The sequence below is a fragment of the Streptomyces sp. NPDC004788 genome, assembly GCF_053601115.1.
Window position 1 is genome coordinate 12046 of record NZ_JBSGBF010000066.1, and the last position, 15934, is coordinate 27979.

27 protein-coding genes and 1 tRNA gene are annotated in these 15934 nt (G+C 70.9%); 19 read left to right on the plus strand and 9 right to left on the minus strand.

Annotated elements, in window-relative coordinates; all coding sequences use genetic code 11:
- The first annotated feature begins 132 nt into the window (after positions 1–132).
- Positions 133–768, plus strand: coding sequence for a LytR C-terminal domain-containing protein (locus tag ACWEJX_RS25525; RefSeq protein WP_451609734.1), 636 nt, complete (start codon positions 133–135; stop codon positions 766–768).
- A gap of 25 nt (positions 769–793) precedes the next feature.
- Here the strand turns inward: ACWEJX_RS25525 and upp are convergent, their stop codons facing one another.
- Positions 794–1429 carry a uracil phosphoribosyltransferase gene (upp, locus tag ACWEJX_RS25530; RefSeq protein ID WP_389210526.1) on the minus strand — a complete coding sequence of 212 codons (636 nt, stop codon included), beginning with the start codon at positions 1427–1429 and terminating at the stop codon, positions 794–796.
- A gap of 101 nt (positions 1430–1530) precedes the next feature.
- Here upp and ACWEJX_RS25535 point away from each other — a divergent pair, with 101 nt between their 5' ends.
- From ACWEJX_RS25535 to ACWEJX_RS25575, 9 genes are all read left to right on the plus strand, one after another.
- Complete coding sequence (locus tag ACWEJX_RS25535; protein ID WP_403794687.1) at positions 1531–1737, plus strand: hypothetical protein; 207 nt, start codon at positions 1531–1533, stop codon at positions 1735–1737.
- A gap of 274 nt (positions 1738–2011) precedes the next feature.
- Entirely contained in the window at positions 2012–2551 is a 540-nt protein-coding gene (locus ACWEJX_RS25540; protein ID WP_451609735.1) for a tRNA adenosine deaminase-associated protein, read from the plus strand.
- Positions 2552–2694: 143 nt separating this feature from the next.
- Entirely contained in the window at positions 2695–3123 is a 429-nt protein-coding gene (tadA, locus tag ACWEJX_RS25545; protein ID WP_451609769.1) for a tRNA adenosine(34) deaminase TadA, read from the plus strand.
- A 77-nt stretch (positions 3124–3200) separates the two neighbouring features.
- Positions 3201–3285, plus strand: a tRNA-Ser gene (locus ACWEJX_RS25550).
- Between the two features lie 151 nt (positions 3286–3436).
- Positions 3437–3601, plus strand: coding sequence for a hypothetical protein (locus ACWEJX_RS25555; protein WP_389210533.1), 165 nt, complete (start codon positions 3437–3439; stop codon positions 3599–3601).
- A 9-nt stretch (positions 3602–3610) separates the two neighbouring features.
- Positions 3611–3910 carry a Dabb family protein gene (locus ACWEJX_RS25560; protein ID WP_451609736.1) on the plus strand — a complete coding sequence of 100 codons (300 nt, stop codon included), beginning with the start codon at positions 3611–3613 and terminating at the stop codon, positions 3908–3910.
- Positions 3911–4108: 198 nt separating this feature from the next.
- The gene (locus ACWEJX_RS25565) at positions 4109–5026 is read left to right on the plus strand and encodes an RNA polymerase sigma factor SigF (protein ID WP_451609737.1); all 918 of its coding nucleotides are present in this window, start codon (positions 4109–4111) and stop codon (positions 5024–5026) included.
- A 234-nt stretch (positions 5027–5260) separates the two neighbouring features.
- Complete coding sequence (locus ACWEJX_RS25570; protein ID WP_451609738.1) at positions 5261–6211, plus strand: RNA polymerase sigma factor SigF; 951 nt, start codon at positions 5261–5263, stop codon at positions 6209–6211.
- 531 nt (positions 6212–6742) lie between these two features.
- A complete protein-coding gene (locus ACWEJX_RS25575) occupies positions 6743–7021 on the plus strand; it encodes a hypothetical protein (protein WP_451609739.1) in 279 nt (92 codons plus the stop codon).
- Here the strand turns inward: ACWEJX_RS25575 and ACWEJX_RS25580 are convergent.
- From ACWEJX_RS25580 to ACWEJX_RS25590, 3 genes are read right to left on the minus strand one after another with little or no spacing between them, the layout of a single operon-like run.
- On the minus strand, positions 7002–7847 hold the full coding sequence (locus ACWEJX_RS25580; protein ID WP_451609740.1) for an alpha/beta fold hydrolase: 846 nt from the start codon (positions 7845–7847) through the stop codon (positions 7002–7004). The two genes, ACWEJX_RS25575 and ACWEJX_RS25580, sit on opposite strands and share 20 nt — an antisense overlap.
- The gene (locus tag ACWEJX_RS25585; RefSeq protein WP_451609741.1) at positions 7844–8413 is read right to left on the minus strand and encodes a TetR/AcrR family transcriptional regulator; all 570 of its coding nucleotides are present in this window, start codon (positions 8411–8413) and stop codon (positions 7844–7846) included. Before ACWEJX_RS25585 ends, ACWEJX_RS25580 begins: the two co-directional genes overlap by 4 nt.
- 49 nt (positions 8414–8462) lie before the next feature.
- Positions 8463–8861, minus strand: a complete 399-nt coding sequence (locus ACWEJX_RS25590; RefSeq protein ID WP_451609742.1) for a hypothetical protein — start codon at positions 8859–8861, stop codon at positions 8463–8465.
- A 177-nt stretch (positions 8862–9038) separates the two neighbouring features.
- Here ACWEJX_RS25590 and ACWEJX_RS25595 point away from each other — a divergent pair, with 177 nt between their 5' ends.
- The 4 genes from ACWEJX_RS25595 to ACWEJX_RS25610 are packed head-to-tail and all read left to right on the plus strand — an operon-like array spanning position 9039 to position 10429.
- Positions 9039–9935: a helix-turn-helix domain-containing protein gene (locus ACWEJX_RS25595; protein WP_451609770.1), complete on the plus strand. Its 897-nt coding sequence runs from the start codon at positions 9039–9041 to the stop codon at positions 9933–9935.
- A complete protein-coding gene (locus tag ACWEJX_RS25600) occupies positions 9892–10014 on the plus strand; it encodes a DUF397 domain-containing protein (RefSeq protein WP_451609771.1) in 123 nt (40 codons plus the stop codon). Before ACWEJX_RS25595 ends, ACWEJX_RS25600 begins: the two co-directional genes overlap by 44 nt.
- An 11-nt stretch (positions 10015–10025) precedes the next feature.
- Positions 10026–10220, plus strand: a complete 195-nt coding sequence (locus ACWEJX_RS25605) for a DUF397 domain-containing protein (RefSeq protein WP_451609743.1) — start codon at positions 10026–10028, stop codon at positions 10218–10220.
- A 20-nt stretch (positions 10221–10240) separates the two neighbouring features.
- Positions 10241–10429, plus strand: coding sequence for a DUF397 domain-containing protein (locus ACWEJX_RS25610; RefSeq protein ID WP_451609744.1), 189 nt, complete (start codon positions 10241–10243; stop codon positions 10427–10429).
- Between the two features lie 6 nt (positions 10430–10435).
- On the opposite strand, the gene ACWEJX_RS25615 is transcribed toward ACWEJX_RS25610, so the two are convergent.
- Complete coding sequence (locus tag ACWEJX_RS25615) at positions 10436–10777, minus strand: DoxX family protein (RefSeq protein ID WP_451609745.1); 342 nt, start codon at positions 10775–10777, stop codon at positions 10436–10438.
- 98 nt (positions 10778–10875) lie between these two features.
- Positions 10876–11319 (minus strand): anthrone oxygenase family protein, encoded by a 444-nt coding sequence (locus ACWEJX_RS25620; RefSeq protein WP_451609746.1) that lies wholly within the window; start codon positions 11317–11319, stop codon positions 10876–10878.
- An 89-nt stretch (positions 11320–11408) separates the two neighbouring features.
- Here ACWEJX_RS25620 and ACWEJX_RS25625 point away from each other — a divergent pair, with 89 nt between their 5' ends.
- On the plus strand, positions 11409–11987 hold the full coding sequence (locus ACWEJX_RS25625) for a TetR/AcrR family transcriptional regulator (RefSeq protein WP_451609747.1): 579 nt from the start codon (positions 11409–11411) through the stop codon (positions 11985–11987).
- 37 nt (positions 11988–12024) lie between these two features.
- Here the strand turns inward: ACWEJX_RS25625 and ACWEJX_RS25630 are convergent, their stop codons facing one another.
- Positions 12025–12183, minus strand: coding sequence for a hypothetical protein (locus tag ACWEJX_RS25630; RefSeq protein ID WP_451609748.1), 159 nt, complete (start codon positions 12181–12183; stop codon positions 12025–12027).
- Between the two features lie 28 nt (positions 12184–12211).
- Positions 12212–12478: a hypothetical protein gene (locus ACWEJX_RS25635; RefSeq protein ID WP_451609749.1), complete on the minus strand. Its 267-nt coding sequence runs from the start codon at positions 12476–12478 to the stop codon at positions 12212–12214.
- A gap of 199 nt (positions 12479–12677) precedes the next feature.
- On the opposite strand from ACWEJX_RS25635, the gene ACWEJX_RS25640 reads away from it, so the two are divergent.
- Together ACWEJX_RS25640 and ACWEJX_RS25645 are read left to right on the plus strand one after the other, a co-directional pair.
- Positions 12678–12911, plus strand: coding sequence for a hypothetical protein (locus ACWEJX_RS25640; RefSeq protein ID WP_451609750.1), 234 nt, complete (start codon positions 12678–12680; stop codon positions 12909–12911).
- Between the two features lie 74 nt (positions 12912–12985).
- Positions 12986–13288 (plus strand): type II toxin-antitoxin system prevent-host-death family antitoxin, encoded by a 303-nt coding sequence (locus ACWEJX_RS25645; protein ID WP_451609772.1) that lies wholly within the window; start codon positions 12986–12988, stop codon positions 13286–13288.
- A 48-nt stretch (positions 13289–13336) separates the two neighbouring features.
- Here ACWEJX_RS25645 and ACWEJX_RS25650 read toward each other — a convergent pair whose 3' ends face one another.
- Positions 13337–13585 carry a hypothetical protein gene (locus ACWEJX_RS25650; RefSeq protein WP_403794640.1) on the minus strand — a complete coding sequence of 83 codons (249 nt, stop codon included), beginning with the start codon at positions 13583–13585 and terminating at the stop codon, positions 13337–13339.
- Between the two features lie 181 nt (positions 13586–13766).
- On the opposite strand from ACWEJX_RS25650, the gene ACWEJX_RS25655 reads away from it, so the two are divergent.
- Positions 13767–14207 carry a MarR family winged helix-turn-helix transcriptional regulator gene (locus ACWEJX_RS25655; RefSeq protein WP_451609751.1) on the plus strand — a complete coding sequence of 147 codons (441 nt, stop codon included), beginning with the start codon at positions 13767–13769 and terminating at the stop codon, positions 14205–14207.
- Between the two features lie 58 nt (positions 14208–14265).
- Positions 14266–15858 (plus strand): MDR family MFS transporter, encoded by a 1593-nt coding sequence (locus tag ACWEJX_RS25660; protein WP_451609752.1) that lies wholly within the window; start codon positions 14266–14268, stop codon positions 15856–15858.
- Positions 15859–15934: the final 76 nt, after the last annotated feature.

A 15934-nucleotide genomic window follows, 5' to 3' on the forward strand; every position in this document is an offset into this window, starting at 1 on the left:
CGAACCGGACTGAGCCCCGAAGGCCCCCTCCGGGCCTCCGGCTGATCCTTTCGGGGTCTCTTCGCGCCCATCCGGACGCGATCACATGATCATCCAGTAGGCATCCCCGGCGGGTCGCATTACGCTGCGTTCATGAGCATGCTCACTCCCCCCGGAATGGGCGGAAAGTACCGCATCACGGGCGATGTCTACCCGCGCATGCGCCGCCCCCACCGCCGGCGCAGGATCGTCCTCGGGGCTACGGCCGCCGTGCTCGTGCTCGGCGCGGCCGGCTGGGGGACGCTGCAGCTCGTGGACGTCTTCTCCGGCGGCGACGAGAAGACCACCACGGCCGCCGGCAAGCAGAACGACTGCAAGCCCGTCCCCAAGGCGAGTGCGCAGCCCGACGCCGCCGCCCTCCCCAAGCCGGCCCAGATCACCGTGAACGTCTACAACGCGACCCCGCGCGGCGGGCTCGCGAAGGCGACCGCGGACGAGCTGAAGAAGCGCGGCTTCGTCATCGGGAAGGTCGGCAACGCGCCCGCCGCGTACGACAAGAAGGTCCCCGGCACCGGACTGCTGCTCGGCGCACCCGGGGCCACCAAGGGCACGTTCTCCGTCGTCGGCACGCAGCTGAAGGGCGCCACGACAAAGGTCGACGCCCGCCCCACGGCGGACGTCGACCTGATCATCGGTACGGCCTTCAAGCAGCTCGACCCGAAGGCGGCGGCGGACGCGGCGCTGGTCGCGCTCAACAAGCCGAAGCCTGCCGCGCCCTGCAAGAGCTAGCCGTTCGAGCCGATACGGGTCCGGACTACTCGGCGCTGCCGTACATGCGGTCGCCCGCGTCGCCCAGGCCCGGCACGATGTAGCCGTGCTCGTTGAGCCGCTCGTCGACCGATGCCGTCACGACGGTCACCGGCGTGCCCGCGAGCTCGCGCTCCATGACCTCGACGCCCTCCGGGGCGGCGAGCAGCACGACCGCGGTCACGTCGTCGGCGCCGCGCCGGATCAGCTCCTGGATCGCCGCGACGAGCGTGCCGCCGGTCGCCAGCATCGGGTCGAGGACGTAGACCTGGCGGCCGGACAGGTCCTCCGGCATCCGCGTCGCGTAGGTCGACGCCTCCAGCGTCTCCTCGTTGCGGATCATGCCGAGGAAGCCGACCTCGGCCGTCGGCAGCAGCCGCACCATGCCGTCCAGCATGCCGAGACCGGCGCGCAGGATCGGGACGACGAGCGGCCGCGGGTGCGACAGCTTCACGCCGGTCGTCGGCGTCACCGGGGTCTCGATGTCGACCTGCTCGGTGCGCACGTCCCTCGTCGCCTCGTAGGCGAGCAGCGTGACCAGCTCGTCGGCGAGCCGGCGGAAGGTGGCGGAATCCGTGCGCTTGTCGCGCAGGGTGGTGAGCTTGTGGGCGACCAGCGGGTGGTCAACAACATGGAGACGCATGACTCAACAGTAGCCGGGAACGGTGGCCGGAACTGGCGTCAACCCTCGCGGGCGGGGGAAGGTGGGGGCACAGGGAACCCGCTGATGGGGTGGTGTGGCCTATGCCCGACCTGGAACAGCACGAGCCGGGCGACGAGGCTCCCGTGGAGGAGCCCCGCCAGGAGACCGACGCGGAGCGCCGCAGACGCCGCGCGCAGTTCCTGCGCGAGCTGAACGAGGCCAAGGCGCTGCGCGACCGCGTCCAGCCGCGGCGCGCCCGGGCAGCCCGGATGCGGCAGGCGATGCGCATGCGGACGTTCCGCTGGTGAACGGCGGGGTGCACGGCGGGGTGAGCGGCCGGGTGAACGGCCGGGTGAGCGGCCGGGTGAACGGCGGGTGACGGGTGGGAAGGAGGCCCGGCCGTGCGCCCCCTCCGTGCGCCGGGGTCGCACGCCCGCCCGATCCGGGCGTCGTTCAGACTGATGCACGACGCAAGAGCCGAAGACCTCTCCAACGGGCGAGGTTTCTGTCACGATGCCGATTGGGCGGGGCATCAGGAGCGCGCCGCCGGATCATCACACCTCTGATCAGTGGGAGAGTCAGGTGTACTTCGCCGCACTGCTCGCGCGCACCGAAGACGGGTGGGAAGCGAGCGATATCGAGCTCGACGACGTGGAAACGCTGGCGGACCTCGCCGATCTGGCCCGCGAGTCCGCGGCCGACGAAGGCGAGACGGTGATCGTCTTCATCGAGCAGGAGGACGAGTGGTTCGGCATCGTCCGCGTCGACGGCGAGGACGACCCGCGCGTCTTCGTGTCGAACGGCGCCGCCGCGGCCCGCTCCTCGTACGGGGAGATCCTCACCGGCGAACTGCTCGGCAAGGACCGTGACGACGCGGACACCGACCTGGACGCGCTGGACCTGGACGGCACCGAGGACGGCGAGCCGGAAGCGGCGGAGGCCGGCGCGGACGCGGACGACACGGACGGCGTCATCGCGCCGGCCGGTCCGCTCGGCGAGGGCCGGGTCCTGGCCGACCTCGGCATGTCCGAGCGGGACCTGCTCGCCCTGGAGACCGGCGACGCCCTCGGCGAGATCGCGGACGCCATCGGTGCCGGGGAGATCCTGGAGGCCGTGCGCTAGTGCCGCTCGCCGTACCCGTACCCGACCCCGGGCCCGGCCCTGGCGGAGGCCCGGATCCCGTACGGGACCCAGGTCAGGCCCCCGATCCCGTACGGGACCCGGGTCACACCCCCGATCCCGTACGGGACCCCTGGCGCGAGCCCATGCGGCGCGCGCTCGACGAGGCCGGCAAGGCCGCGCTGGCCGGTGACGTGCCGGTCGGTGCGGTCGTGCTCTCGCCCGACGGCGACGTCCTCGCGCTCGGCCACAACGAGCGCGAGGCCACCGGCGACCCCACCGCCCACGCCGAGGTCCTGGCGCTGCGCCGGGCCGCGGCGGCGCTCGGCGAGTGGCGGCTGACCGGCTGCACGCTCGTCGTGACCCTGGAGCCCTGCGTGATGTGTGCGGGCGCGCTCGTCCAGGCGCGGGTCGAACGGGTGGTGTTCGGCGCCTGGGACGAGAAGGCCGGCGCCACCGGCTCCCTCTGGGACCTCGTACGGGACCGGCGGCTCAACCACCGGCCCGAGGTGGTCCACGGCGTCCTGGAGGCGGAGTGCTCGGCCCAGCTGACCCGCTTCTTCCGCGACCGCTGACCCTCACACGACCCGGCTCCGACCTGCGGGAACGAACGGATTTCAGTCCTGGGCACCTTTGGGCTAAGCTCTCTCTCGGTAGCGTGTCCGAGCGGCCGAAGGAGCTCGCCTCGAAAGCGAGTGTGGGGAAACTCACCGAGGGTTCAAATCCCTCCGCTACCGCTCAGATTGAAGGCCCGGTGTCGTAAGACACCGGGCCTTCGTCGTATCCGTGAATCGGTCACGCGCGATCAGGTCCCGCCAGAAGGCGCTCGGCTAGACTCGGCGACCGCCCGCGGGCGGACACAGGGGAGACACGGGGAGGGGCAGACGGATGGCACAGGCGAAGAAGATCGCGCTCTATGCGGTCGTGGTCTTTGTGCTGTACACGATCATCACGTCCCCGGCCCGGGCGGCGGAACTCGTCCAGGTAGGGTTCGAAGGCATATCGAGCGCCGCTCAAGGTGTCGGTCAGTTCATGACCGAGCTCGTGAATTAGGAGACGACAGTGATCCGCCATCTGGTCCTCTTCAAGCTCAATGACGGAGTGCAGCGTGACGAGCCGCGCGTCGTCGCGGGCGTCGAAGCCTTCCGTGCCCTCGGCTCGCAGATCCCGGAGCTGAAGTTCTGGGAGTGCGACTGGAACATCACCGACCGGCCGATCGCGTACGACTTCGCCATCAACTCGGCCGTCGCGGACAAGGACGCCCTTCAGCGCTACCTGGACCACCCTGCTCACCAGGCGGGTGTGGCGCAGTGGCGCGAGTTCTCCACGTGGGTCATCGCCGACTACGAGATCGAAGGCTGACCCTACGCCTTCGCCTGTCCGGGCCCTTCGTCGACCACGACGGAGGGCCCGAATTATTACCCGCCCGCCCCACCCCCAACACGTCGTTATGCGGTGCTTGCACACAGTGGACATGTCTTGTGATGCTATGACCGCTTTTGACGGATGAGTCGACCGAAGTTGACGCTAACGACGTTGACGTGAAGGGGTGGCGTGAACGTGCCGGCCAGTACAGCGCCTCAGGTCCCGCCCCAGAACGAGGCCGGGGCCCCGGACACCCCCCGCCTCCCGGACGCCCCTCACGCCCCGGACACCTCCCGCCCCCCGGACGCCCCCCGGCCCCTGGACACTCCCCGCCCCCGGCCCCAGAGCACCCGCGGCGCCGACACCCGCGCCCTCACCCAGGTGCTCTTCGGACAGCTCAAGAACCTGGAACCGGGCACCGCCGAGCACCACCGGGTGCGCGGCGCGCTCATCGAGGCCAACCTGCCCCTCGTGCGGTACGCCGCCGCCCGCTTCCGCTCCCGCAACGAGCCGATGGAGGACGTGGTCCAGGTCGGCACGATCGGCCTGATCAACGCCATCGACCGCTTCGACCCGGACCGGGGCGTGCAGTTCCCGACCTTCGCCATGCCGACCGTCGTCGGCGAGATCAAGCGCTACTTCCGCGACAACGTCCGGACGGTCCACGTCCCGCGCCGCCTCCACGAGCTGTGGGTGCAGGTCAACGGCGCCACCGAGGACCTCACCACGGCCCACGGCCGCTCCCCCACCACCGCCGAGATCGCCGAACGGCTGAAGATCGGCGAGGACGAGGTGCTCGCCTGCATCGAGGCCGGCCGCTCGTACCACGCCACCTCCCTGGAGGCGGCCCAGGAGGGCGACGGGCTGCCCGGACTGCTCGACCGGCTCGGGTACGAGGACCCCGCGCTCGCCGGCGTCGAGCACCGCGATCTCGTACGGCACCTGCTCGTCCAGCTGCCCGAGCGCGAGCAGCGGATCCTGATGCTGCGTTACTACTCGAACCTGACGCAGTCCCAGATCAGCCAGGAACTCGGCGTCTCGCAGATGCACGTGTCAAGGCTCCTCGCCCGGAGCTTCGCCCGGTTGAGATCCGCAAATCGGATCGAGGCGTAACCGGAACGGGTAGACCGTTTCGGCCTAGTCCGACACCCCGTCAAATGCCGCACACCCCTTGTTTCCTGCGGATATTCGCCTCCGCTGTGTCGACAAGTCACTACAGCGTGTTGCCGACATGTGACATTCTGCTGGAAGCGCGTTTGCCGCGGCCCTGCCGCCGGTATTCAGGTGGAGGCTGCGTTCCTCAGATGGTCGTGGCCGCACGACCGTCCGCGACCTCAAGGGGGTGGCATGTCCGCAGAACAGGGCAGCTCGAAGGTGCTCACGCTCACGCCCGTTCCCCTGCCCGCGCAGACGACGGCGCCGACCGCTGCGGAGAACACCGGGACCGCGACGGACAGCGCCGTGACGGCGGAGCACGACGAGGCCCTCGTCGCCGCCCCGCCGGCGCTCGTGACGCCCGGAGCCATCGACACCCGCACCCTCTCCCGCTCCCTGTTCCTGCGCCTGCGCGCCCTCGACGAGACGGGCGCCGCCGAGGACAGCCCCGAGCGGACCTACGTCCGCGACACCCTCATCGAGCTCAACCTCCCCCTCGTGCGCTACGCGGCCGCCCGCTTCCGCTCCCGCAACGAGCCGATGGAGGACATCGTCCAGGTCGGCACCATCGGCCTGATCAAGGCGATCGACCGCTTCGACTGCGAACGCGGCGTGGAGTTCCCGACGTTCGCGATGCCGACCGTCGTCGGCGAGATCAAGCGCTTCTTCCGCGACACCTCGTGGTCCGTCCGCGTCCCGCGCCGCCTCCAGGAGCTGCGCCTCGCACTCACGAAGGCCAGCGACGAGCTCGCGCAGAAGCTCGACCGCTCCCCGACCGTGCCCGAACTCGCCGCGGTGCTCGGGGTGTCGGAGGAGGACGTCGTCGACGGCCTCGCCGTCGGCAACGCGTACACCGCCTCCTCCCTCGACTCACCCTCTCCCGAGGACGACGGCGGCGAGGGCTCGCTCGCCGACCGCCTCGGCTACGAGGACGCGGCCCTGGAAGGCGTCGAGTACCGCGAGTCGCTCAAGCCGCTGCTCGCCAAACTCCCGCCCCGTGAGCGGCAGATCATCATGCTGCGGTTCTTCGCCAACATGACCCAGTCGCAGATCGGCGAGGAGGTCGGCATCTCGCAGATGCACGTGTCCCGACTGCTGACGCGGACGCTGGCCCAGCTGCGCGAGGGCCTGATCGCGGACTGAGCTTCGGCGAAGTTCGCTGTTCCGCTTCCTTGTTGACACATCGTCAGTCACACTGGCGCCATGCTCCAGAGGAAGCATCTCGGACTCGTTGTGGTCGCGTCGCTCTGCCTCGGCGGAGCGACGCTGACCGCGTGCAGTGCGGGCGACGACGGCGACGGGTACGCGGCCGTGGGCGCGGGCCAGGGCGGCCCGAAGGGCGCGGTGAAGCCGTCGGGCGCGGTGACGCTGGTGCCGCTGGACCCGACGGGCCCGGGACTCACGTCGAGCACGTCCTCCCCGTCCCCGAGACCGCCTGGCCCCGGCAGCACTGCTCCGAGCGGTACGGCTCCGGGCGGTACGGCCCCGAGGGCGACCGCTCCGCCACCCGTGCGGGCCACGCCGGCTGCCCCGCCGCGTACCCCGGGGACGCCGGCCACATCAGCGACGACGACTCCCCCGCCGGCGACGCACGCACCGTCCCCGACCCAGACCCCGACCCCGGCGCCCTCGACGAGCCCTCCGACTCCCGCCGCGCTCACCCTTTCCGCGCCCGTGCTCGGCGACACCGACGCGCGCTGGTGCGAGAACGTGACCGTCACCTTCCGCAACACCGGTGGCACCGCGGCCCGTTCGGGCACGGTCACCTTCGCCACGCACGTGATCGGCGCGCTCGGCATCGACTGGGCGACGGTGAAGTCGAGCCAGCCGCTGCCCGCGCCGATCGCGGCCGGGGCGGCGAAGACCCGGACGTACACGGTCTGCGTGGACTCCTGGCGGGTGCCGCTCGGCATGCGGGTCGACACCCGCGAGGTCACGGCCGTATGGCAATGAGCACGTCGAGGAGCCGCTTCGCGAACTCCTCCGGGTGCTCGACGCACCCCACGTGCCCGCCCGGGAACTCCACGGTCGCGGCCCCGGTCAGCTCGGCGATCCGCCGGGCCGGCCCGCTCAGCGCCTCCTGACCGCCGCTGTCCCGGCCGATACCGAGGACCAGCCTGCCGGCGGCGGCGGGAACGGCCAGGCCGTCGAGGTCCGGTGGGGAGGAGGAGAAGGGGCACAGGACGTGCTCCAGGAAGACGGGCATGTTGGCCGCCATGCGGGAGGCCATCGGACGGATGGACGGCGGGAGTTCGGCGTGCCGGTCCTGCTGCGCCGGCTTCCGGCCGTCGGGCGTCTCGGCGAACCGGGCCATCGCAGGCCCGAGCCCCTGGGTGCGGTGCAGCTCCCGTACCTCGGCGAAGTGGTCGCGGTACGGACCCGGGTCGGCGAGCAGCTCCACCAGCGGCGGCTCGTGAGCGACCACCCGGCGCAGCCGGCCCGCATGGGCGGCGAGCAGATCAAGGGCGACGATGGCCCCGGAGCTGCTGCCGAAGACGTACGCGGGCTCGTGAGGGCTCACTTCGTCGAGGACCGCGAGGGCGTCCTCGCGCCACTCCGCGACCCGCTGGTCGGCGAGCGGCCCGTCGAGCGGGCTGCGGGAGAGCCCGCGCTGGTCGTACGAGACCACCGTGTACCCGGCGGCGGCGAGCAGGTCCGCCATCCCCTCGAACAGTCCGGCGTCCCCGGCCCCGCCGGGAATCAGGAGCAGCACGGGCCCGCTGCCGCGCGCCTCGTAGCGCAGGGTGGCCCCCGGCACCTTCACCGTTCCGACGTTCATGCTTTCCCCCAGTTGTCGAGCAGGTCGTGGAGCGCGTCGAGCGAGCGCGCCCAGGAGGCGGTGACGGGGCGCGCGTGCGCGAAGCCGCCGCTCAGTTCGATGTGGATGTATCCGTGGAAGGTGGCGCGGAGCAGCCGCCCGGCGTCGGTCAGTTCGGGCTCGGCGAGGCCGTAGCCGCGCAGCATGCCGTACGTCAGCTCGACGGCCCGCTGGAAGACGGCGGTGTCGGCGACCTCGTCGAGCTCGATCCGCTGCTGGGTGGCGGCGTAACGCCCGGGGTGCGCCAGCGCGTAGTCGCGGTACGCGTCGGCGAAGGCGACCAGCGCGTCCTTGCCGGAGCGGCCGGCGACGGCCGCGCCGATGGCCTCGTTCATCTCACCGGAGGCGAGGAGGGCGAGGCGGACGCGCAGGTCGCGCAGGTTCTTGATGTGCGAGTACAGACTCGCGTCCTTCACCCCGAAGCGCCGGGCGAGCGCGGAGACGGTGACCTTCTCGAACCCCGCCTCGTCGGCGAGTTCGGCGGCCGCCCGCACCAGCCGCTCGGCGGTGATTCCTGCGCGCACCATGCTGGACCGTCCTGCCTTCCTAGAGCCCCTAGGCAAGAACCTAACACCCCTAGGGAAGGGGACGCAGAGGTTTTTCCGGATGCGCGTCGGCCTGGTGCCGGCGCAGGAGCACGTTCGCGTCCGTCTCGGCACTCCAGTCGAACCGGGCACGGGCGGCGGCGCGGGAGTCGTCGAGGTCGGCGCACCGGACGCAGCCGGCCACGGGCATCGGCGGGCGGCTCAGCCCGTACGCCGCACCCGCCCGCTCGTTGACGGCCCGCACCCCGGCCGTGATCCGCTCGTCCCGCGTCGCCGGCCGCACCCGCCCCGGATCCGCCTGCCACTCCCGGCCACCCCCGACGGGCCGCAGCATCGCGTACGGCCCGGCCTGCCCCCGGTACTCGCCGACCTTCCGCGCCACCGGGTCGTACAAGAAGTCCCCGCGCTCCGGTCCCATGCACGCCGCCATTTCGCCGCTCCTCCTCCGCCTCACCCGATCGGGCGATTACTCTCTGTACTCCCAGCGTTGCTCAATGGGAGGTGCGGCCACAACGCGCGACGCGTGCCAAGGGCTGCTGTCACGAGGGGGGCCGGTGTGAGTCAGAAGGGCGCGAGGGCGGGCGCGGAGGCCGCCACGACGGCGGAGATGTTCGGCGAACTCCTCCGCCACTACCGGGAGTCGGCGGGCCTGACCCAGGAGACCCTGGCACGCCAGCTGCACTGCGACCGGTCGCTGGTGGCCCGGGTGGAGGCGGCGAAACGGGTACCGACGGACACGTTCGCGAAGGCGTGCGACGAGGTGCTGGGGACGGGAGGGGTGTTACTGAGGCTGTGGGGGCGGATCGACTGGTATCCGGAGGTGGAACATCCCGACTGGTTCCAGCGCCGGGCGGACATGGACGCCGAGGCCGTTGCCCTACGGGAGTACCAGGTGCAGGTGATGCCGGGTCTCCTGCAGACTCCTGAGTACGCGCACGCCCTGTTCTCGCGCGTCGCTGGCGGCGAAGAGCTGGAGGATCGCGTTCGGGCTCGGCTGAGCCGCCAGCAGCGCTTCTTGGCGAGCGGCGGCCCGCTGTACGTGGCGGTACTTGACGAGAGCTGCCTGCGGAATGTCGTCCGGGATGCAGCCGTCATGGCTGGTCAGTGCGGACACCTGCTGCGTGTGGGAGCTCATCCCAACATCCGCATCCAAGTGGCACCGGCCGGCCCGCGCGAGATCATCCGTCCCAAGACGTCCATGTCGCTGATCACGCTGCCCGAAGGAGAGCAGTGGGTCTACTGGGAATCCCTCAACAAGGGCCATTTCAGCGATGATCCGAGCCTCTACGCGCGCCATGCGCAGACCTATGATGTGCTGAGGGCGGACGCTCTGTCAGCCCAGGAGTCCGCCACTCTGATCAGCGAATTGATGGAAGGGTACGGGCACCATGCAGAGGCACGAGCTCAGCTCCGCAACGTGGATCAAGAGCAGCTACAGCGACAGCGACGGCGGCAACTGCATCGAAGTCGCCCCCGGATTCCCCGACCTCGTCCCCGTACGTGACAGCAAGACGCCCGAAGGGCCGGTCTTCACTGTCTCCTCTCCGGCCTGGGCGACATTCGTCGAATCCATCCGAAGCTGAAGGGACCCGCCGTGCAGCAACGCGCGCTGAGCAAGGCGACCTGGGTCAAGAGCAGCTACAGCGGCAACGACGGCGGCAACTGCATCGAGATCGCCATCGGGCTCGCCGACTTGGTCCCCGTACGCGACAGCAAGACGCCCTCCGGGCCGGTCGTCGCGGTCTCCGCTCCTGCCTGGGCGGCGTTCGTCGGAGCCCTTCGGGGCTGACTGCCGAAAGGACACGCGCCATGCAGGCGAATGAACTCGACGCGTCGACCTGGATCAAGAGCAGCTACAGCGGCGCCAACGGCGGCGACTGCATCGAAGTCGCCCCCGGATTCCCCGGCCTCGTCCCCGTACGTGACAGCAAGGCCCCTGAGGGCCCTGCTGTCGTCTTCGGGCGGGCGGCCTGGGACTCGTTCGTCCGGGGCCTGTAAGACCCTTCACGCCGCCAGGGCCAGCACCGCGACGGCCGGGGCCATGTAGATCAGCGGGAACGGGATGTGGCCATACGCGCGGGCGCGGGCGACCGTGATGACCGCGCCGGCGAAGTAGAGGACCAGGCCGATCGCGGCGGCGATCCCGATCGCCGGAACCACGTAGCCGACCAGGAGGCCGACCGCGCCCGCCAGCTTCAGGGCGCCCAGCAGGTTCCACATCGAGCGCGGGACCCCGTACTCGGCGAGCGGCTCGACGACGAACTTGGCGCGGACGAAGATCGAGACACCGGAGAAACCGGCCATGAAGGCGGCGACGGCGGTGACGACGGTGGCGGTGGTGGACATCTCGGGCTCCTCGCTCGTGCGGCGGCGGGCGTTTCCCGCGCTCGCACTGCACTGACACCGCACGCGACGTACGTGTGACCGCGTCGCCCGACTTTTTTTCAGAGGGCGGTGACCAGCAGGGTGAAGGCGCCGATGATGACGGCGACGCGGACGTAGTGCCAGCGGTCCCAGCGGTTCATCTGCTCCTTCCAGTCCTCCGGCCGGTTCTCGGGGGTCCACGTCTTGCCCCGGTTGTTGATCGGGACGAGCACGAGCAGCGACATGACCACGCTCAGGATCAGCAGCCCTGCTGCCGTGACGACGAGGCCGGCGCCGTGGTCGTGCCATCCGGCGACGGCCCACACCGCGCTCAGGACGAGCGAGCCGATGTACCAGAACGGCATCAGGGCGCCGAGCATCCGGCCGCCGTGGGCGCGGGCGAGCTGGTCGCTGTCCTCGGGGAGCGCGTTGAAGATCCGGTTCATGACGAAGGCGACGGAGAACTCCACCCCCACCATCAGACCGACGACCACGGTGGTGAAGACCTGAAGTGCGTTGAGCATGACGACCCCCTGGGATCTAGCGCTGCTAGCTGATGAAGCAACGCTAGTACTACTGCCGCTCGATTGTCTAGCAGTGCTAGCATCGATGCATGTCGGTACAGGAACGCAAGCAGCGTGAACGGGCGGACCGCGAGCGGCTCATCGTGGCGGCGGCCCGCGAACTCGCCGAGCAGCAGGGCTGGGACGCGGTCACCACCCGGCGGCTGGCCGAGCGCATCGAATACAGCCAGCCCGTCCTCTACAGCCACTTCCGCGGCAAGCGCGAGATCATCGGGGCCGTCGCCCTTGAGGGTGCCGCCGAGCTGGCCGCGGCGCTGCGGGCCGCGACCTCGGCCGCGGACGGGCCGCGCGCCCGGGTCGCCGCGCTCGCCCGCGCGTACCTCGACTTCGCCGAGCGCAATCCGGCGGTCTACGACGCCATGTTCCAGCTCGACGGCGGGCTGGCGTTCGCGCAGGAGGACACCCCGGAGCCGCTGAAGGACGCCTTCGCGGCCCTCCTTGAATGCCTCGGCGAGGTCGCCGGAGAGGCCGTACACCCCGGAGTGTTCACGGAGACGTTCTGGGCGGCCCTGCACGGCCTTGCCACCCTGGCCCGGGCGGGACGGCAGCCGGCGGAGTACGCCGAGCGGAGGGTGGAGCTGCTGGTGGACCGGCTCGCCGTCTACTGACGCGCCGTCCCGGCGGCCGGGCGGCCACGCCCGTTCGTCAGAGCGCGCCGAAGGGGTTTTCGATGACGACCACGCCGGGCTGCGGCGCGAAGACGCAGCCGGGCTCGCCGAGGGCCAGCAGGCCCGCGACGTCGCGGGCGTTGAACCGCTCGGCCCAGGCGGCCTGCAGGTTCTTCGGGTCGGCGATACCGGTCATGGGCGATGCCTTTCGACGAAGGGGGACGTCAAAGGCTCCGCAGCACGGCCTCGCACTCCCGGCACCGCTTCTCGGACAGCGCGGGCGGATACCAGGGCTCGCCCGGCCGCCCGGCGCGGTAGTGGGCGTGCTCCATCCCGCTGGTGTCCAACCCGCACAGGGTCCGCCCCTGCGGATCCTCCGGCACGTCGGGATCGGAGCCGGCCGCGTGCACCATGAGCACGACCGGCTCGACACCGTCCGGGCCGATCGCCGCGTCCGGATCCAACTCGAAGAGCACGATGATCGACGCCACGATCCGACCCTGCGGCATCGGATGGCCACCCGCATCCGCGGACTCGTCCATTCGCCTCACGATCGCCTGAGGCGGCACTCGCCGGGGTTCATGCCCCGCCGGTCACCCCCGATGGGGGGTTTCCCCGCCGTGACCCGGTCGTTAGGCACGGCGTACCGACCCCCGGGCGACCCTGCGTTGCCGAGAAAGGTTGTTCCCCATGAAGAAGATGAAGGTCGCCGCCGCTGTCATCGGCACCCTCGCCGTCGCCGCTGCCGCCGCCCCCGCCGCGAGCGCCGCGCCGCTGCCGCTGGGCCAGCTGACGGACGGCCTCGGCGGCCTCACCAACCACGCCGCCAAGGCGCCCGGCGCCAACGGCCCGACGACCTCGGGTCTCGGTGGCCTGGCGACCTCGGGCCTCGGCGGCCTGGGCGGCCTGCCGCTCGGCGGCTGAGCGAGCGCTCCCTCGTGGCCGGTGCCGCCTGTCCGGCCGGCACCGGCCACGGCCGAGATGTAGCAGATGTACATCTGCTCGCGGACATCCTCGACCGCGCCCACCGGGACGAGACCCCCACGATCATCACGCGCCGCGGGAAGCAGGAAGCGGTCGTGATCGACATCGAGGAGTACCGGCGCCTGACGCGGCTGGCCGAAGCGGCCGAGGACGCCTGGGACACGTCGGGCTTCGGCATCAAGGCGCCGCAAGGCCACAGCGAGCGCCGGCGCCTGCGCGTCGGCGACTATCGCGTCGTCTGCACGCTAGAGGACGGCGTTCTGGTCATCTGGGTTCTCGCCGTCGAGCACCGGCGCGAGGTCTACCGCGATCTCTGACGGCCCCGCCTCCAGGAGCCGCCAGACATCACGCCGTCGCGCGAACCGTCAGCCCAGCGCCAGCCAGGCCACTCCCGCGAGGACCGCGATCGCGACCACGATGCCGACGATCAGGCCGACGCGCGGCCCGGCGGAATGGGTGGTCGCGGCGGAGTGGCCGGTGCCGGCGCCGGGGCGCTGCGGAGTGGTGCCCTCGTCGACGAAGGCGCGGAACATCTGGGTGCTGCCGGCGGGGTCGTAGGAGCCCTCGGGGGCCTGACCGCCCTGGCCGTACGGTGCTTGGGGGTTGTGTGCCATGGCCCGGACCCTAGCGAAGTCGCCGCCACCGCCCCAAGCCGCGGTCGCGCTCCCCGCCCCGTACCCACACCTCCCCTCCCCGCTTTGCCGATTCTTTAGGTCGCTTTGACCGATTTAGTTTGCCTGAAGCAACCATCCATATCTATGGTTGCCCTAAGCAACAACATGGAGAGGTGTTCCGATGGACAGGCAGAGCCGGTACGAGGCCCTCGCCCGCCAGGTGAGCGCCATCGGCGCGGTCAAGCGGGGCATGGCACGCTCCCTGCCCGCCGACTGCCCCGGCGGCTCCGCCATCGTGATGGCCCTGCTCCACCACCACGGGGACATGCGGATGAGCCGCGTCTCCGAGCTGATGGCCGTCGACATGTCGGTCAGCAGCCGGCACGTCGCCCACACCGCCGAGCGCGGCTGGGTCGAGCGCCTGCCCGACCCCGCCGACAAGCGCTCCCGCATCCTGCGCCTCACCCCCGCGGGCGAGGACAAGCTGGCCGAACTCGACGGCCGGCTGACCGCCATGCTCGCCCACCACCTGGCCGACTGGTCCGACGACGACGTCGAACTGCTCACCACCCTGCTCGGCCGCCTCCGCGACTCCTTCGGGGACTGCCGGGCCCACGCCTGAGCCCTCCCGGCCCGGGACCTCACGGTCCGAGACTTCACCGCACACGTAAAGGAATTTCATGGCTACCACCGCACCTGCCACGGGTGCCACGGAAGGCCGGACCGACGGCTCCGGCGCCGCCCCCATGACGCACCGGCAGATCATGGAGGCGCTCTCCGGGCTCCTGCTCGGCATGTTCGTCGCCATCCTGTCCTCGACGATCGTCTCCAACGCCCTCCCGCAGATCATCAGCGACCTCGGCGGCGGCCAGTCCGCCTACACCTGGGTCGTCACCGCCGCCCTCCTGGCGATGACCGCGAGCACCCCGCTCTGGGGCAAGCTCGCCGACCTCTTCTCCAAGAAGCTGCTGGTCCAGATAGCCCTGGTCGTCTACGTCACGGGCTCGATCGTCGCCGGTCTCTCCCAGAACACCGGCATGCTTATCGCCTGCCGCGTCGTCCAGGGCATCGGCGTCGGCGGTCTGACCGCCCTCTCCCAGATCATCCTGGCCGCCATGATCGCCCCGCGTGAGCGCGGCCGGTACAGCGGCTACCTCGGCGCCACCTTCGCCGTCGCCACCGTCGGCGGCCCGCTGCTCGGCGGCGTCATCACCGACACCGACTGGCTCGGCTGGCGCTGGTGCTTCTACGTCGGTGTGCCCTTCGCGGTCATCGCCCTGATCGTGCTGCAGAAGACCCTGAAGCTCCCGGTCGTGAAGCGCGACGTCAAGGTCGACTGGGCCGGCGCCTTCTTCATCAGCGCCGCCGTCTCCCTGCTCCTCGTCTGGGTCACCTTCGCCGGCGACAAGTACGACTGGATGTCCTGGCAGACGGCCGCCATGGTCGGCGGTTCGGTCCTGCTCGGCGCGGTCTTCGTGCTGGTGGAGTCCAGGGCGAGCGAGCCGATCATCCCGCTGCGCCTGTTCCGCAACCGCACCATCACCCTGGCCTCGCTCGCCTCGCTCTTCGTGGGCGTCGCGATGTTCGCCGGCACGGTCTTCTTCAGCCAGTACTTCCAGCTGGCCCGCGGCGAGTCGCCGACGATGTCCGGCGTGCTGACCATCCCGATGATCGGCGGCCTGTTCGTCTCCTCCACCGTCTCCGGCCAGATCATCACCAAGACCGGCCGCTGGAAGGCGTGGCTCATCAGCGGCGGCGCCCTCGCCACCGCCGGCCTGGGCCTGCTCGGCACCCTGCGCTACGACACCCCGTACTGGCACATCGCGCTCTTCATGGCGCTGCTCGGCCTCGGTCTCGGCATGATGATGCAGAACCTGGTCCTCTGCACCCAGAACCAGGTCGCCCCGTCCGACCTCGGCGTCGCCTCCTCCGTCGTCACCTTCTTCCGCTCGCTCGGCGGTGCGGTCGGTGTCTCGGCGCTCGGCGCGCTCATGGCCCACCGGGTCACCGACTACGTCAAGGACGGCCTGACCGAGCTCGGCCCGAAGGCCGCGGCGGCCATGGGCCAGGGCGGCGGCGGTGGCATCCCGGACCTGGACAAGCTGCCCGCCCCGATCCGCACGGTCATGGAGAGCGCGTACGGGCACGGCGTCGGCGACGTCTTCCTCTACGCGGCGCCGTTCGCGCTGCTCGCCTTCCTGGTGACGCTGTTCATCAAGGAGGTCGCGCTCAAGAGCAACGCGGCCCCGAAGGCCAAGGCGGAGGCCAAGTAAGAAAGCTCCCGGCCGCGCTTCGAGCGGAGGCGCGGCCGGGTTCGGTACGGAGCGGCGGGCAGGGGACGGCCCGCCG

Excerpts from the sequence above, each read along its gene's own strand:
- ACWEJX_RS25525 (WP_451609734.1), top strand. The coding sequence starts at position 133 with ATGAGCATGCTCACTCCCCCCGGAATGGGCGGAAAGTACCGCATCACG.
- upp (WP_389210526.1), bottom strand. The coding sequence starts at position 1,429 with ATGCGTCTCCATGTTGTTGACCACCCGCTGGTCGCCCACAAGCTCACC.
- ACWEJX_RS25535 (WP_403794687.1), top strand. The coding sequence starts at position 1,531 with ATGCCCGACCTGGAACAGCACGAGCCGGGCGACGAGGCTCCCGTGGAG.
- tadA (WP_451609769.1), top strand. The coding sequence starts at position 2,695 with ATGCGGCGCGCGCTCGACGAGGCCGGCAAGGCCGCGCTGGCCGGTGAC.
- ACWEJX_RS25555 (WP_389210533.1), top strand. The coding sequence starts at position 3,437 with ATGGCACAGGCGAAGAAGATCGCGCTCTATGCGGTCGTGGTCTTTGTG.
- ACWEJX_RS25570 (WP_451609738.1), top strand. The coding sequence starts at position 5,261 with ATGTCCGCAGAACAGGGCAGCTCGAAGGTGCTCACGCTCACGCCCGTT.
- ACWEJX_RS25580 (WP_451609740.1), bottom strand. The coding sequence starts at position 7,847 with ATGAACGTCGGAACGGTGAAGGTGCCGGGGGCCACCCTGCGCTACGAG.
- ACWEJX_RS25585 (WP_451609741.1), bottom strand. The coding sequence starts at position 8,413 with ATGGTGCGCGCAGGAATCACCGCCGAGCGGCTGGTGCGGGCGGCCGCC.
- ACWEJX_RS25590 (WP_451609742.1), bottom strand. The coding sequence starts at position 8,861 with ATGGCGGCGTGCATGGGACCGGAGCGCGGGGACTTCTTGTACGACCCG.
- ACWEJX_RS25595 (WP_451609770.1), top strand. The coding sequence starts at position 9,039 with ATGTTCGGCGAACTCCTCCGCCACTACCGGGAGTCGGCGGGCCTGACC.
- ACWEJX_RS25610 (WP_451609744.1), top strand. The coding sequence starts at position 10,241 with ATGCAGGCGAATGAACTCGACGCGTCGACCTGGATCAAGAGCAGCTAC.
- ACWEJX_RS25615 (WP_451609745.1), bottom strand. The coding sequence starts at position 10,777 with ATGTCCACCACCGCCACCGTCGTCACCGCCGTCGCCGCCTTCATGGCC.
- ACWEJX_RS25620 (WP_451609746.1), bottom strand. The coding sequence starts at position 11,319 with ATGCTCAACGCACTTCAGGTCTTCACCACCGTGGTCGTCGGTCTGATG.
- ACWEJX_RS25625 (WP_451609747.1), top strand. The coding sequence starts at position 11,409 with ATGTCGGTACAGGAACGCAAGCAGCGTGAACGGGCGGACCGCGAGCGG.
- ACWEJX_RS25630 (WP_451609748.1), bottom strand. The coding sequence starts at position 12,183 with ATGACCGGTATCGCCGACCCGAAGAACCTGCAGGCCGCCTGGGCCGAG.
- ACWEJX_RS25640 (WP_451609750.1), top strand. The coding sequence starts at position 12,678 with ATGAAGAAGATGAAGGTCGCCGCCGCTGTCATCGGCACCCTCGCCGTC.
- ACWEJX_RS25650 (WP_403794640.1), bottom strand. The coding sequence starts at position 13,585 with ATGGCACACAACCCCCAAGCACCGTACGGCCAGGGCGGTCAGGCCCCC.
- ACWEJX_RS25655 (WP_451609751.1), top strand. The coding sequence starts at position 13,767 with ATGGACAGGCAGAGCCGGTACGAGGCCCTCGCCCGCCAGGTGAGCGCC.
- ACWEJX_RS25660 (WP_451609752.1), top strand. The coding sequence starts at position 14,266 with ATGGCTACCACCGCACCTGCCACGGGTGCCACGGAAGGCCGGACCGAC.